Source organism: Nocardiopsis suaedae (assembly GCF_027706745.1).
GTDB classification, from domain to species: Bacteria; Actinomycetota; Actinomycetes; order Streptosporangiales; family Streptosporangiaceae; genus Nocardiopsis_A; species Nocardiopsis_A suaedae.
In genome coordinates, this window is sequence record NZ_JAQFWP010000050.1 from 19989 (window position 1) to 34689 (window position 14701).

The following is a 14701-nucleotide window of genomic DNA, read 5'->3' on the forward strand; positions in this document are numbered from 1 at the left end:
GGCAAGCGGGTCAGGGGGCGGCGTCGGCCACCGCGTCCATCAGGGGCCGCAGGCGCTGCCAGCGGACCTCTTCGCAGGAGTCGGCGCGGGTGACCTCGGTGTCGATCTCCTCGCCGCCCCACTCGCCGGCGACGTGGGCCTGTCCGGGCCCGTAGTCGTGGTCCTCCTCGCACACGGCGTCCTCGGGGACCTCGTCGAACAGCCCGATGCCGTCGCTCTCGGCGGTCTCCGCCTGGACGAGGGCGAGGTCGGCGCAGACGCCGGGGTCGGCGGAGGCGTCGCCGGTGCAGGTGATGTTCTGGATGTAGGCGCGCTCCCCCGTGGTCAGCCGCACCTGGAGTTCCGCGGTGGGCGCCTCGGGGTCCTCCTGCACGGACTCGCTGACGGTGTCGAGCGATCCGGCGGCCGACGCCCCGGTCTCGGGCGGGGTGGGCAGGAGGGACAGGACCGCGCCGAGCACCCACGCGACGGCTCCGCCTGCGCATACCGCCCCGAGCACGGCGGGGCCGATCGCGCGGGGGGACCGGCGCCGGGGGTTCTGCTTGGACATGGATGCCACTCTACGTAGTCGGGCGATTACTTTTCGACGTGAGGCGGCGCTTCGTCCACTGGTCCCGGATCCCCCCCAGGGCGTGTTGTGCGGGCCATGGCCGCCGCACACGGCGTCCATGGCCCGCACAACACGCCCTAGCACCCCGGGGCCCTCCCCGGTGCGCCTACCACGGGACGTGTCAAGCACCGACCACGCATACTAGCCACTTCCGTCAAACCCGGCGCCACCCGGTCCGGACTCGGCCGCCTCTTCTCCTCACCCCTTACTAGACAGTAAGGTCGCGCCAAGCACGCCCCACCCCCGGAGAAGCCCCGTGTCCAGCGGCCGACACCGCATCGAACGGCGCGGCGGGTCCCGCGCCCGCAAAGCGCTGACCTCACCCCTCGGCCTCACCGCCATCGCCGTGGCCGTGATCGCCGCCGCCAGCCTCGCCGTGCCCGCGGCGCTGCGCATGGCCGACTGCGGTGAGACGCGCTATCTGCGCATCTCCAGCACGCTGAGCATGGCGCCGCTCATGCGGCAGGCCGCCGACGAGTTCAACGGACGCCAGGCCTCCTACGACGGCGTCTGCGTGCTGGCGCAGGCCGACGAGACCGCTCCGCACCGCATCATGACCGAGCTGTCCGGCGGGCCGGGCGGCTCCACGGTGCGCCCGGACGTGTGGGTGCCCGAGTCCTCGGCCTGGGTTGAGCTGGCGCGGGTCTCCGAGAGCGGCGCGCAGACCGTGGAGACCGAACCGCGCTCCCTGGCCGCGTCCCCGGTGGTGCTGGCCGCCCCCGAGGGCGCGGAGGGCCTCGAGGCGTCCGGCGGCAGCGCCTGGGACCTCCTCCTGCCCGACGGGCGCGACCCCGACCGCCCCATGGTGATGGTCGACCCCAACCGGGGCGTCGACGGCATGGCCGCCATGCACGCGGTCCGCCGGGAGCTGGGAACCGGGGACGACGCCGACACCGCCATGACGGATTTCGTGCGCGACGTGCAGCTGGACACCGCGTTCGGCGAGATCGACCCCGCCGGGCTCTTCCCTGCCTCCGGCTCCGGCGACCCGGAGAACGCGCCCCTGGCGGTCCTGCCCGAGCAGGCGGTCGCCGCCTACAACACCGGGTCCCCGGAGACGCCGCTGCGCGCGCTGTATCCGCCCGAGGGCACCGTCATGCTCGACTACCCGTTCGTGGCCACCGGCGACGACCCGCGCATGCGGCGGGCCGCCGACGACCTCTACGGGATCCTGCAGCAGCCCGCCTACAGGGAGCGCATGCGGGAGTACGGCTTCCGCGACCCCGACGGGACGGCGGCCCGGCCGCTGGCCGACACCGCCGGGATCGAGGCCGAGGTCCCCGAGACCCACGACGACCTGACCGGGGACGCGCTGCTCACCTCGCTGGACGACTGGAACCGGCTGTCCATGCAGTCGCGCACCATCGTGCTGGCCGACGTGTCCGAGGCGATGGCCGAGGACCTCAACGGCGGGCCCAGCCGCCTTGAGGTGACCCGCGGCGCCGCCGAGACCGGGCTGGCGCTGTTCCCCGACCAGACCGACATGGGCCTGTGGCTGATGTCGGAGGAGTTCGGCGCGGACGGGCGCGAGGTCGGGTCCCCTCCCGGGCCGCTGGAGGAGGCGGTGGGCGACGGGGGCTCCACCCGCCGCGAGGAGCTGCAGGAGGTCGCCCGCGACATCGAGGTCGCCGGGGGCGGCTCCCGGCTCTACGACAACATCCTGGACGCCTACCGGGAGGTGGAGGAGGGCTACGACGAGGACCGGATCAACTCGGTCATCGTGCTCACGGCCGGATCCGACGGCGGGTCCAGCGACATCTCCCACGACGAGCTCGTCGCCGAGCTGCAGGACCGCTTCGACCCCGAGCGGCCGGTGACCATGTTCATCATCGCCTTCGGCGCCCAGTCCGACCGCGAGGAACTGGCCGAGATCGCCCGCGCGACCAGCGGCACCCTGTCGGTCACCGACGACCCCGGGGAGATCGGCGACATCTTCCTCAGCTCGATCTCGCGGCGGCTGTGCGTGCCCGACTGCGGCACCTGAGCCGCCCGGGACCCGACAACCGAAACCGGGTCACGAGGGCGGACCGAAACTCGGCCCTCCGGGTGTGACCAGCCATCCCCCCGTAATCGGACTTCGCTACCCTTACGAGGCACACGTCACAAACCCCCCACGACCCCGACCCCCACCACATCGAGGACCACCTTGGGACGCCACCGCGGTAATCACGCAGACGACGGAGACGCCGACCCGCGCGGTGCCGAGGGCCGCAGCCGGCGGCGCCGGCGCCGCGGCGGTGCCGTCGCCGCGCTCTCCTCGGCCGTGGCCATCATCCTGGCCGTCGGCCTCACCGGCACCTACATCTTCCTCAACCAGAGCGGTTGCAGCGGGCAGGACGTCACCCTCGACGTCGCCGTGAGCCCCGAGCTCACCACCGCGGTGCAGGGGGTGGCCCAGGAGTTCAACGAGCAGGACTACGCGGTCGACGGCCAGTGCGTGCGCGTCAGCGCGCGCGGCATCGCCTCCGCCGACGTCGCCTATGGCATCACCGGCGGCGGTCCCACCATGGGCGACACCGAGTCCCAGGTGTGGATCCCCGACTCCTCCCTGTGGGTCAACTTCGTCAAGGAGAACTCCGGCGACGGCGTCGTCGACGACACCGGCACCTCTGTGGCCTCCTCCCCACTGGTCCTGGCGCAGCCCGAGAAGGTCGCCGAGAAGGACGACGACAAGGCCTCCTGGAAGACGCTGGTGCCCACCGCCGCCCCCGGCGCGGACGGGGACGACACCGACGTGCGCCTGGTGGACCCGGTGCGCAGCTCCTCCGGACTGGCCACGCTCGCCCTGGTCTCCGACGCCATCGGCGGCGGCGACGAGGAGGGCCAGGCCCAGCTGGTGGCGGCCATCCAGGCCCTGCAGGAGGGCGCCACCCCGAGCGAGGAGGCCGCCTTCGAGGCGTTCGCCGAGCAGAGCGCGGGCGACGGCGCCTCCCCCGTGCTGGTCCTGTCCGAGCAGGCCGCCGCCCGCTACAACCAGGACCACGCCGACGCCCCCGCGCGCGTGCGCTACCCCGACAGCGGCTCCTACAGCCTCGACTACCCCTACGTCACCCGCACCGACGACCCGCTGACCACGCGCGCCGCCCAGGTGTTCCGGGGCGCGCTCGAAGAGGACGCGGCGCAGAAGCGCTTGCAGCGCGAAGGCTTCCGAACGGCGGACGGGAAGGCCGACTCCGGAGCGCTCCCCGAGGCCCAGGGGTTCCAGGCCGACATCCCCGAGAACCTGCCCACGCCCAACAACGAGACCGTGGAGCGGCTGACCCAGGCCTGGAACCAGTTCAAGCTCGGGACGCGACTGCTGACCATCGTGGACGTGTCGGGGTCGATGCTGGAGGAGGTCCCCGGCACCGGGATGAGCCGGATGCAGGTCACCACGGCCGCCGCCGACCAAGGGCTGTCGCTGTTCAACGACCGCACCGAGCTGGGGCTGTGGGAGTTCTCCACGGGCCTCGACGGCGACCGGGACCACCGCGAGCTGCTGCCGGTCGGGGAGCTGGCGGGCGAGGGCGCCGAGACCGCCACCCACCGCCAGGACGTCGCCGCCGAACTGGCGGCGCTGGAGCCGGTGCCCGACGGCAACACCGGGCTGTACGACACCTACCTGGCCGCCTACCGGGAGATGGCCTCCTCCTACAAGTCCGACAAGGTCAACGCGATCCTGATGCTGACCGACGGCAACAACGACGACCCGGACGGGGTCTCCCTCAAGGAGCTGGCCTCCACCATCGAGGAGGAGTCCAACCCCCACCACCCGATCCCGGTGTTCACCATCGCCTTCGGCCCGGGCATCGATCTGGAGCCGATGGAGAAGGTGGCCGAACTGACCGGCGGCGAGGCCTACAAGACCGAGAACCCGGCCGAGATCGGCGACATCTTCCTGCAGGCCTTCTCCCAGCGCCTGGAGAACCAGCAGGGCGGGCAGGGGCAGGCGGGCTCCTGACCCCGGAGCCCGCCGCGCCCGTGACCGCCCGTGGCCGGATTCGGCCACGGGCGGTCCGGATATTCGGCCCGAAACCCCGTGCCCGTGACCGATACATCCCTGTTCCCCACCCCCCGGGACCTATGGACTAATCGCCCGGCCTCGCGTACTCAGAAGAGTGGTTGTGCTGTGCGACGGAGGGTGGCGGCCGTGGCCGACGCATGGATGCCGGGCGCAGGGAGGGTGGAGTGCTCCTTCACCCCGGAGGGGCCGTTCCACGGGGGCGCGCCCCGCGCGGTATGGCGGACCACGGAGTCGGATCCGGCGGAACTCACCGCGCGCGCGGTGGCCGAGCGCCTCGACTCCGACGGACGCACCGCGCACCTGGTCTGGAACCCCCTCCTCGGCGAGACCGTCCAGCTCCTCCCGGCCACCGCGCCGGCCAGCGGCGAGCTGCCCGGCGACGGGACCGACCACGCGCACGAAGGGCGCACGTGCGTGATCATCGCCGTGGTGGGCCGCGCACGGGACCCGTTCACCGATGGGCCCCTGAACGGGGTCGAGGCGATCCTCAGGTGGCTGGCCACCTGGGAGGTGGCGCGCGCGTGGCCGCCCGGTCCCCCGCCGCCGTTCGCGACGCCGGTGCGCGACCCGGCCGCGGAGCGGGCGTGGGGGCGCTCGGGCCACTTCGGCGCATCGCAGGTGCCGGGGTCGGCCGAGCACGGCCCCGGCGCGATCGACGTCCGCCACCTCTTGGACGCCGCCCGGGAGCGCCCCAAGGCGCGCCTGTCCGGGCCGCGCGGCCGCCCGGCGCCGCGGCAGCGGGGGTCGGCGCGCCCGGAGGCCGCCGACGGGGCGCTCTCCGAGTCGTACGCGCTCGGCCGCTGAGCCCGCCGGACCACCGGCGGGGACCTGCAAGGTCGCCGTACCCCTTAGTCTGTCGCCCATGGGTGGATCGATCGAGCCAGGCTGGTACCAGGACCCGCACGGCGGTGACGGCCGGCTCCGGTGGTGGAACGGCCAAGAGTGGACGCAGCACGTCCGCGACCTGGCGGATCTGCGGCCGGACGCGTCCGGGGGTGCGGCCGCGGGCTCCGCGAGCGAAGACGACGAACCGACCGCCGACCTGGGCGGGGGTCCCGCACCGGACGAGTCGACGATCCCGACGGCCCAGGGGTCCGCGTTCCCCTCCTCTCCGGGCGAGTCGACGATCCCGACCGGGGGCGGGCTCGACACGGGCGGCGCCATCGGGGACGAGCCGTCGACGATGCGCATCGACCCCGCCGCGGCGGCGTCCTACACCTCCTCGCACGCCACGCCCCCACCGCCGTCCCAAGACGACGAGGAACCCACCGCGGACCTGGGCGGGTCCACCATGCGCATCGACCCCGCCACCGCCGCCTCCTACACCTCCTCCCACAACACGCCCCCTCCAGCGCCCCAAGACGACGAGGAACCCACCGCGGACCTGGGCGGGTCCACCATGCGCATCGACCCCGCCACCGCCGCCTCCTACACCTCCTCGCATTCCTCCCCGGGGCAGGAACGGCCGACCGAATCCACCATGCCGGTCGACCCGTACGCGCGGGACACCGAGCGCACGAGCGACCTCGGCGACGACCTCCCCGAGCGCACCGACGACCTGACGGACCAGGCCTCGGGGCCGCGCACGGCGGTGTTCCAGCCCGGGGAGGCCGAAGCGCCGCGCACGGCGGTCTTCAACCCCGACGACCCGGCGCTGGCCGCGTCCGGCGGGGCCGACGACGGCGAGGAGAAGAAGGGCGGCTTCAACCGCTTCTTCGGCGACCTCAAGGACGGCCTCTCCGAGATCGCCGAGGAGCGCCGGCAGCAGCGCGAAGAGGCCCGCCAGAAGGCCGAGGAGGAGAACCGCAAGAGACAGGAGGCGGAGGCCGAGCGCCGGGAAGCGGAGCAGAAGCGCCTCGCCGAGCAGGCGCAGGAGGCCGCCCGCAACCCCGCCCCGGACGGCACGCCGGGGGCTCCCGGTGCGCCCGGAACCCCGGGCACGCCCGGCGAGCCCTACGGGGGCGCCTACGGCGGGCCGAGCGGCGCCCACTCGGGCGCGGCGCCCGGGGCCGACCCGGGCCGTCCGCCGTCCGGCCCCCAGCAGCCCTACCCCGGCCCCGGCGGGCCGATGGGCGGCCCCGGCGCACCCGACCCGGGCATGCCCCCCTCGGGGCCCCAGCCCGGTGCCGGACACCAGCCTCCGCCGCCGTACCCGGGCGCACCCATGGGGCCCGGTCCCGACCAGGGACGCCCGCCCTCCGGACCGCAGCCCCCCTACCCGGGCGCCTCCGGCCCCCAGCACCCCTATCCCGGGGCCCCCATGGGCGCACCGGGCGGACCGGACCAGCCCCCGCCGCCGTACCCCGGCCCCGGCCCCGGCCCCGGCGCACCGATGGGCGCACCCGGCGGGCCGCCTGGGCCCGGCATGCACGGCGGTCCCGACCAGCCTCCGCCGCCGTACCCGGGCGCACCCATGGGGCCCGGTCCCGACCAGGGACGCCCGCCCTCCGGACCACAGCCCCCCTACCCGGGCGCCTCCGGCCCCCAGCCGCCCCACCCGGGCCCTCCCGGCCCTCCCGGCCCTCCGCCGGGGTGGGGTCCCGGCCCCGACGCGCCTCCGCCGCACGCCGGCCCCAGCGGCCCGATGGCGCCCCCGCACGCGCATGCGCCCGGCCCCATGCCGCCGGACCCGGCGAACCCCTATGGCGGCCCGCCGGCGCCCTATGGGCCCCCGCAGGGGCCCGCAGGCGGCGGCGCGCCCCAGGCCCCCCAGGGCCGGGGCGGTCGGCGCAAGAAGGAGAAGAAGAAGGGCGGCTGCGGCTGCTTCGGCTGCGGAACGATGATCGTCGTGCTGCTGCTGATCCTCGTCGTCGCGGGCGTCGCCCTGCAGATGACGGGGACGGTCGACGTGGTGTGGCTGTTGTTCGGCGTCTGACCCGGTCGGCGTCCGGGCCCGCAGGGGCCGGGACGCCGCGCGGGGGAGGCGACACCGCCCGAGGGGAGGGCCGGACCTGAGCGGACCGGCCCTCCCCTATTCAGGGCCGGACCATGGCCGCCCACGCGGCGCCGGTGGAAAACCGCACGTCGCGTATGGGCCTAAGCTGTCCGGTATGAATGACTCCCTGGTGTGGATCGACTGCGAGATGACAGGACTCGACCTTGAGCACGACGCGCTGATCGAAGTCGCGTGCGTCGTGACGGACGGCCAGCTCAACGTGCTCGACGAGGGCCTGGACATCGTCATCAAACCTCCGCAGTCGGCACTCGAACACATGGGGGACTTCGTCACCAAGATGCACACCGACTCCGGGCTCATCGACGAGCTCGACAACGGTGTGACGCTCCAGGAGGCCGAGGACCGGGTCCTGGAGTACATCAAGCGGTTCGTGCCCGAGCCGAAGAAGGCGCCCTTGTGCGGCAACTCGATCGCCACCGACCGGCTGTTCATCTCCCGCGACATGCCCCGCATCGACGGCTTCCTCCACTACCGCATGGTGGACGTGTCGAGCATCAAGGAGCTGCTGCGGCGCTGGTACCCGCGGGTGTACTTCAACAGCCCGGAGAAGCACGGCGGCCACCGGGCGCTCGCCGACATCACCGAGAGCATCCAGGAGCTGCGCTACTACCGGGCGGCCGCGTTCGTCGCCCCGCCGGGGCCGGACACCTCCACGGTCCGTTCGGTGTCCGCCGAGGTCGCCGCGGGCGGGACGGGACTGCGGCAGGAGTCGGACGCCGAGCGCCACGGGGGCAATTGACCGGAGCACTCACCGGAGTCCGCTAGACTCTTTGAAGAGCGCGGGCGACGACCCGGTCGAACCGGCGGAATCCGCGCCCATGGTGGGTGTAGCTCAGTTGGCAGAGCACTTGGTTGTGGTCCAAGAAGTCGGGGGTTCAAGTCCCCTCACTCACCCCAGATGAAGGGCCCGGTCACCGGAAACGGCGACCGGGCCCTTCTCTTCGCGTCCCGGGCCCGCCTCCACTCCAGCGGACACGACCCGACGGGGGTTCCCCGCCTGACGGGCTCCCTCCCCTCCCTCCATGGGCCGGAAGCGGACCGGAGGTGGCGGGCTCTGCTCGGTTACCATTCGGGCACGTGGGTCCGCTCCCCGCGAACGTCGCCACGACCTCCGGGAGTCCGCCGGTGAAGCTCCCCCGTCCGGCCCCTCGCCCGGCCGCGCCCGCCACGCGGTCCTGCACCGTCGTGCTGCTCGCGGACGCCCCGACCACCGGCCGCGCCGACGGCGGGCGGGCCGCGCGCTTCGCCCTGCGGGGGCGCTCCCACTCCGAGCGGTCCGGGCGCTTCATCGAGTTCGCCGCAGAGGAGGCGCGGGCGGGGCGTGCGGTGGTCGCCCTGTACCCCTCCTGGCGGCCCGACGCGGCCCGGTACGCACTCGTCCACGCCCGGTCCCGGACGCTGAGCGACGAGATCGCCGGAATCCCGCTGGCCCTCTCCCCGCTCGCGCTCTCGGTTCTGGCGGACCGCCTGGCCGGGCTCGCCCCGATCCACCTGCCGGGCATCGTCGCCGCGGCCGCAAGGGAGCTGCCCCGGCACATGCTCGCCGGAGCGTGCCTGCACAGCGTCACCGGGTTGAGCGCGCTGCCGACGTCCACCGCGCTCCACGCGGCCTCCTACCGTCCCCGAAGCGCGTTCCTGGCCTTGAGCTGTCCTGGGGCCGCAGTCCTCAGGATCCCCCCCGGGGAGCTGGGCGAGTCGTTGCCCGGCCTCCCCTCGCCTCCCGATACACCGCTCCACGTGTTGGCGTGCTCCGGCACGGCGGGCTCACCGGCCTTCGACGACGACCTGATGCCCGCGCTGCGCACGGCGACGGCCCACGTGGTGCCCTCCCAGCCGCTGGGGCCGGTGTTCTGGGGGACGACCCGGTACACGGAGTTCGCGGCCTTCGAAAGCGGGCCGCGCTCCCTGGCCCGCGCGCTGGGCGCGTTGCACACGGTGCGCTGCCGCTGGTGCGGGCAGCCGGTGGACCGTGCCGTATGCCCGTTCTGCCGCTCCCGCGCCCACAGGTTTCCCACCGCCGCATCCTCCACAGGGACCGCGCACCACGGCGTTCCCGCCCCGCGCGCGCTCGACCAGCGTCCCGCACCTCCTCCGGTACCGGAACCGGCCGGACCGGCCCCGCGCCTGCCGGCCGCCTGGCCCCGCCCTCCGGCGGGCCTGCCCCTCGCGCCCAACGGGACACCTCTGCCCAGTCCTTTCGCTGCTCCGGAGGACCCCCGGGAGTGATCGCCGCCCGGCCGCCCCTCCATACTGGGGAGGTGGCCGAACGAGAGAACACCGGGCAGCACGCGCCCGTCGCGCGCCCCCGGCTGGAGATCGAGTACTGCACCCGCTGCCGTTGGCTGCCCCGCGCCTCCTGGATGGCACAGGAGCTGCTGACGACCTTCGAGGCCGACCTGGGCGAGGTGGCGCTCGTCCCCGGTAGCGGCGGCGTTTTCGAAGTGCGCCTGGACGGCGAGGTGATCTGGTCGCGCACCAGTGACGCGGCCTTCACCGACGCCGCCGACCTGAAGAAGCTCGTCCGGGACCGTGTCGCCCCCGGCCGTGCGCTGGGCCACTCCGACCGCACCGGCTGAAGGCCGCGGCGTCGCGACCGTACCGGCGTTCACCGTGACCGGCCCTGGCGTCCTCACGGCGCACGACTGCGCACCGGTGGAGCGCGCGCTCCGCGCGGCCCCCACGGCAGCTATGCGCGCTGAACGTCCTCCAGCCACGGTTGGAGTCCCCGGTCCTGGAGGTACCAGAGGAGGTTCTGCGCGGAGGCCGCCTCCACGTCCTCGCCGTCCTCCCAGACGGCGTCGCATTCCTCGCACATGCGGAAGCGGGAGCCGTCGAGCGGCATCGGCACCAGGTAGTCCTCCACGAAGCCGAACGAGCAGAGGGGACAGCGCAGCGGCGGCTCGTCGTCGATCATGGCCCCACCCTTCCCCGCTGCGGACGCGCGGCGCAAGCGTGCTGTGCGCACCGGTCGGCCTCCCCCCGTCGCCGATTCCCCACAGACTGTGATGGCATGGACACGGCGGAACTTCCGCCACAATGGTCGCGGTCCGGAACAGTGGCCTTAGACGGCGCATTCTGCGACTTCCGCCCCTTGCGGGCCGCCATCCGCCTCCCCTTGTTCCCCGCCCCTGAAGGGAGCCCCCGTGCGAGTCCTCCTGCTGTGCTCGGCCTTCAACGGCCTCAGCCAGCGCACTTGGATCGAGCTCAGACGCGCCGGACACGACGTGTCCGTCGAGCTCGCCATCGACGAGGAGACCATGGTCGAGGCCGTGGAGCTGGCCCGGCCCGAGCTGATCATCTGCCCGTTCCTCAAGGAACGCGTGCCTGAACGGATCTGGAAGAACCACAGAACGGTCATCGTCCACCCGGGGCCGCCGGGCGACCGCGGCCCCTCCTCCCTCGACTGGGCCGTCGACGAGGGCGCCCCCGAATGGGGGGTGACCGCGCTCCAGGCCGTCGAGGAGATGGACGCCGGTCCCATCTGGGGGTCGCGCACCTTCCCGCTGCCCGCGGAGCCGCCGAAGAAGAGCTCCCTGTACAACGGCCCGGTCACCGAGGCGGCCATCGCCCTCGTGCACGAGGTCGTCGCCAAAGCGGCCGACCCGTGGTTCCTGCCGGAGCCGCTGGACTACGAGCGGCCCGAGGTCACCGGGCGGCTGCGCCCCACCATGCGCCAGGAGGACCGCACCTTCGCGTGGAGCGACCCCAGCGCGCACATCCTGCGCAAGGTCCGCGCCGCCGACGGGGCACCGGGTGTGCGCACGGTGCTGTGCGGGACCGAGGTGCGGGTGTTCGACGCCGACGAGGGGCCCAGAATCTCCGCCGAGCCCGGCACCGTGGCCGCGCGCAGCGACGGCCGGGTGCTCGTGGCCACCGGCGACGGCAGCCTGTGGATCGGCCACCTGAAGGCCGGGGCTCCGGGCGAGCCGGGCGCGATCAAGCTCCCGGCGGCCACGGCGCTCGGGGCGCTCATCGACGGGGTGCCCAACGCCGACCCGAGCGTGCGGCCCTCCGACCGCGGCTACGGCGACGGCGAGATCGTCTACCGGCGCAGCGGCGCGGTGGGCGTGCTGTCCTTCGACTTCTACAACGGCGCCATGTCCACCGAGCAGTGCCTGCGGCTGGCGGCGGGGCTGCGGCACGCGGCCCGCCAGGACACGCGGGTGCTGCTGCTGCGCGGCGGCGAGGTGTTCTCCAACGGCATCCACCTCAACGTCATCGAGGCCGCCGAGGACCCCGAGGGCGAAGCGTGGCGCAACATCCAGGCCATCGACGACGTGTGCCAGGAGATCATCACCTGCTCCTCGCAGCTCACCGTCGCGTCGGTGGGCGGGAACGCCGGGGCCGGCGGGGTGATGCTGGCGCTGGGCGCCGACCGGGTGCTGGTGCGCCAGGGGGCGGTGCTCAACCCGCACTACGCCACCATGGGGCTGTTCGGCTCGGAGTACTGGACCTACGTGCTGCCGCGCCGGGTGGGGGACGCCGCCGCGGCCGCGCTGACGGGCGAGTGCCTGCCCATCGGCGCCGAGCAGGCCGTGGAGCTGGGGCTGGCCGACTCCGCGATCGGCGGGGCCCCGGGCGAGTTCGAGGAGGCGGCGCTGGTCTACGCGCGCCGCCTGGCCGACCGCGGCAACTACGAGCGGGTGCTGCAGGCCAAGAACGACCTGCGCGAGGCCGACGAGCGCCGCCGCCCGCTGGAGACCTACCGGGTGGCCGAGCTGGCCGAGATGAGCCGGGACATCTTCGACGACCGGAGCGGGTTCCGCGAGGCGCGCCGGTCGTTCGTGCACAAGATCAAGGCGGAGGCGACCCCGGCGCACCTGGCCGACCACCGGGCGCCGACCATGCGCGACGTGATGGTCTGAGGCGGTGCGCGCGCGGCGGGGCGGCGTGTGACAGATGTCAGACGCGTGCGCTGCCAGCTGTCACCGGCCACCCATGACCGGAACGACTACACGGGAGTGCGCCGTTCACGAGACGATTCCTCCATGACGAACACCCCCGCCGCCGACGGCCGCGCCCAAGGCGGCCCTCAGGACGCCGCCCCCGAAGCCGCCCCGGAGGCGGCTCCCGAGGCCGCTCCTGAGGCCTCGCACGATCCCGCTCCGGCCCCGCAGCCTTCAGCGGACTCGGACGACCGCCCTTACCTGCCCTGGCGGGGGAAGGCGACGCGGACGGACAAGGCGCTGGCCGGCACGATCCTCGGCATCATGCTGGTCATGCTCGCCCTGTGGCCGGCCCGCCCGTTCCTCATCGCGTCCGCGCCGGTGGCGCTGGCGTTCGTCACGGGGAGCAAGGCGGCGACGGGCGCGGTGGCCGCGTTCGCGTCGGTGGGCGACTACCCGCTGTGGCTGGCCCTGGTGGCGGGGACGGTCGGCATGGCCAAGTTCGACTGGCTGTTCTGGTGGACGGGCCGCCAGTGGGGCCAGGGCATCGTGGACATGTTCGCCCAAGGCGACCGGGCCAAGCGCTTCGCGGCCCAGGCGCACGGGTTCAACCCGTGGATCCTCAGGGGAGCGGTCCTGTTGGCGGTCCTGCCCGGCGTACCGAGCGCGCTGGTGTACGCCCTGGCCGGCTGGACGGGGATGCGCCTGGGGACGTTCCTGGTGTTCGACGTCCTCGGCTCGATGTCCATGGCGGCGGTCGTCGTGGCGGCGGGTTACTCCTCGGGCGAGGCCGGGGTCGAAGTGATCACGACGATCGACAGCTATGCGCTGTGGATCAGCCTGGGCATCATCTTCGTGATGGCCTACTTGGGCGCCAAAAAGGCAGGACGCACGACGAACGGTGCGCAGCCCTCCATGGAGAACTCCACCGAGGACTCTACGGAGAAGCTCACGGAGGAGCCCGCTGCCTCCGACCAGAAGTCCGACTGACGCCCCGGGCCGAGCGAGCAGGACCGCCCCTCAGCGGACACCAGCACAGGTGCGTCCAGACCCGCCGTCACCGATCCCGAGGGCTGAGCAGGCGCGTCCCTCACTCGGGGCCCCGCCCACCGGCATGGCCGGTCTCACCGCCGACCATGGAGACGATGGAGTTCAGGCGGCGGTGGTGGGCGCCCGGCCAGAACACCCTCCCGCAGGCCTCGCACCGCGCGAAGGTGTCGTAGGTCCGCCGGGTGCCCGGCTCCAGCTCTGCGGCGACCTCGCTCTTGTCCACGTCGCGCAGGGGGCCGTTGCACGACGGGCAGCGTGTCCAGGGGGCGGTCGGAGGGTCGAACCGGTCGAGGACCTCACGCAGCTGGTCGTCGGGGGTGTCCTCGCGGATGAGCGCACCGGCCAGGAGCGCACGCCGGTGCAGGAGCCCCCGGTCGCGGGTCAGGAGCGCGCGCTGCTCGGCGTTGGCCCACTCGACGAGAGCCGCGTCCTCAGCGTCGTTGTCGTAGGCGGTGTCGATCCCGATGAGCCGCATCCGCCGCGCCAAGGCGCCGAGATGCACATCGAGCAGGAAGCGCGGGGGCGAGAACGGGAGCCTCTGGGGAGGTTCGACGGCCTCCACGTCCACGGTCTCGCCCGGCCCCGGCCGGTAGTGGACGTTTACGGCCAACCCGTCGACGGCCATCCGCCCGACTTCGGTCAACGGCACTCCGGCGGACCGCACGAGGTGCCCGAGGGTGGCCGTGGGGTCATGGCCGAACTCGACCACCTCCCCGCGCACCCGAGCCGCCAGAAGGAACCGAAGGCCTTCAGCGAACCGCACCCGGACGAGGTCATCGCTCATGCCCCAAGCATGGCAAACCCCGCTCCCTGCCGCCTAAACACATGTCCTCACACCAGGTGGCCATGTCGAAGCCGTCGCGCCAGGACCGTCCGGACGGCCGTCATCCCGCCACGCCGCTGCGCCGCCGCCGCAACGGCCCTACGGCCCCCTCCCGGCCGCCGGACGGCCGGAACCGGCCACGCCGTCATCCCCGGCCACCGCATGTGACCAGCTGGCGTTCCCGAGCGGAGGTGTCCGGTGAGCGCTCCCACCTCCCGTGTCCGCGCTGCTCCCGGGGCTCGACCGCGCCCCGTCCCCCGGTCGTGAGCGGGGAGGGCACCACCTTCGCGTCCTCTGGCATGGGCCCTCGTCAGGAATGCGGACGACCCGGAACCGAACCGCCACGGGGTGCGTCTACCGCACCAGAGGACCC

Annotated in this window: 12 protein-coding genes and 1 tRNA gene; 10 read left to right on the forward strand and 3 right to left on the reverse strand. The window is 73.7% G+C overall.

Features of this window, described 5'->3' with window-relative positions:
* Nucleotides 1-10 precede the first annotated feature (10 nt).
* The gene (locus O4U47_RS22275) at nt 11-550 is read right to left on the reverse strand and encodes a hypothetical protein (RefSeq protein ID WP_270679880.1); all 540 of its coding nucleotides are present in this window, start codon (nt 548-550) and stop codon (nt 11-13) included.
* Nucleotides 551-866: 316 nt separating this feature from the next.
* On the opposite strand from O4U47_RS22275, the gene O4U47_RS22280 reads away from it, so the two are divergent.
* The 8 genes from O4U47_RS22280 (at nt 867) to O4U47_RS22315 (ending at nt 10145) form a co-directional block, all read left to right on the forward strand.
* Nucleotides 867-2594 (forward strand): substrate-binding and VWA domain-containing protein, encoded by a 1728-nt coding sequence (locus O4U47_RS22280; RefSeq protein WP_270679881.1) that lies wholly within the window; start codon nt 867-869, stop codon nt 2592-2594.
* Between the two features lie 162 nt (nt 2595-2756).
* On the forward strand, nt 2757-4550 hold the full coding sequence (locus O4U47_RS22285; protein ID WP_270679882.1) for a substrate-binding and VWA domain-containing protein: 1794 nt from the start codon (nt 2757-2759) through the stop codon (nt 4548-4550).
* A gap of 189 nt (nt 4551-4739) precedes the next feature.
* Entirely contained in the window at nt 4740-5417 is a 678-nt protein-coding gene (locus O4U47_RS22290; protein WP_270679883.1) for a hypothetical protein, read from the forward strand.
* Between the two features lie 58 nt (nt 5418-5475).
* Entirely contained in the window at nt 5476-7488 is a 2013-nt protein-coding gene (locus O4U47_RS22295; RefSeq protein ID WP_270679884.1) for a hypothetical protein, read from the forward strand.
* A 175-nt stretch (nt 7489-7663) separates the two neighbouring features.
* The gene (gene orn / locus O4U47_RS22300) at nt 7664-8308 is read left to right on the forward strand and encodes an oligoribonuclease (protein ID WP_270679885.1); all 645 of its coding nucleotides are present in this window, start codon (nt 7664-7666) and stop codon (nt 8306-8308) included.
* Nucleotides 8309-8390: 82 nt separating this feature from the next.
* Nucleotides 8391-8466: transfer RNA gene (locus O4U47_RS22305), tRNA-His, on the forward strand.
* Between the two features lie 180 nt (nt 8467-8646).
* Nucleotides 8647-9795 (forward strand): hypothetical protein, encoded by a 1149-nt coding sequence (locus tag O4U47_RS22310; RefSeq protein ID WP_270679886.1) that lies wholly within the window; start codon nt 8647-8649, stop codon nt 9793-9795.
* 32 nt (nt 9796-9827) lie between these two features.
* Nucleotides 9828-10145 carry a SelT/SelW/SelH family protein gene (locus O4U47_RS22315; RefSeq protein WP_270679887.1) on the forward strand — a complete coding sequence of 106 codons (318 nt, stop codon included), beginning with the start codon at nt 9828-9830 and terminating at the stop codon, nt 10143-10145.
* 110 nt (nt 10146-10255) lie between these two features.
* Here the strand turns inward: O4U47_RS22315 and O4U47_RS22320 are convergent, their stop codons facing one another.
* Complete coding sequence (locus O4U47_RS22320; RefSeq protein WP_270679888.1) at nt 10256-10483, reverse strand: hypothetical protein; 228 nt, start codon at nt 10481-10483, stop codon at nt 10256-10258.
* A 229-nt stretch (nt 10484-10712) separates the two neighbouring features.
* Between O4U47_RS22320 and O4U47_RS22325 the strand changes: the two genes are divergently transcribed.
* On the forward strand, nt 10713-12434 hold the full coding sequence (locus O4U47_RS22325) for an enoyl-CoA hydratase-related protein (protein WP_270679889.1): 1722 nt from the start codon (nt 10713-10715) through the stop codon (nt 12432-12434).
* Nucleotides 12435-12557: 123 nt separating this feature from the next.
* The gene (locus O4U47_RS22330; protein WP_270679890.1) at nt 12558-13445 is read left to right on the forward strand and encodes a DedA family protein; all 888 of its coding nucleotides are present in this window, start codon (nt 12558-12560) and stop codon (nt 13443-13445) included.
* Nucleotides 13446-13545: 100 nt separating this feature from the next.
* Here O4U47_RS22330 and O4U47_RS22335 read toward each other — a convergent pair whose 3' ends face one another.
* The gene (locus tag O4U47_RS22335) at nt 13546-14289 is read right to left on the reverse strand and encodes a Mut7-C RNAse domain-containing protein (RefSeq protein WP_270679891.1); all 744 of its coding nucleotides are present in this window, start codon (nt 14287-14289) and stop codon (nt 13546-13548) included.
* Nucleotides 14290-14701: the final 412 nt, after the last annotated feature.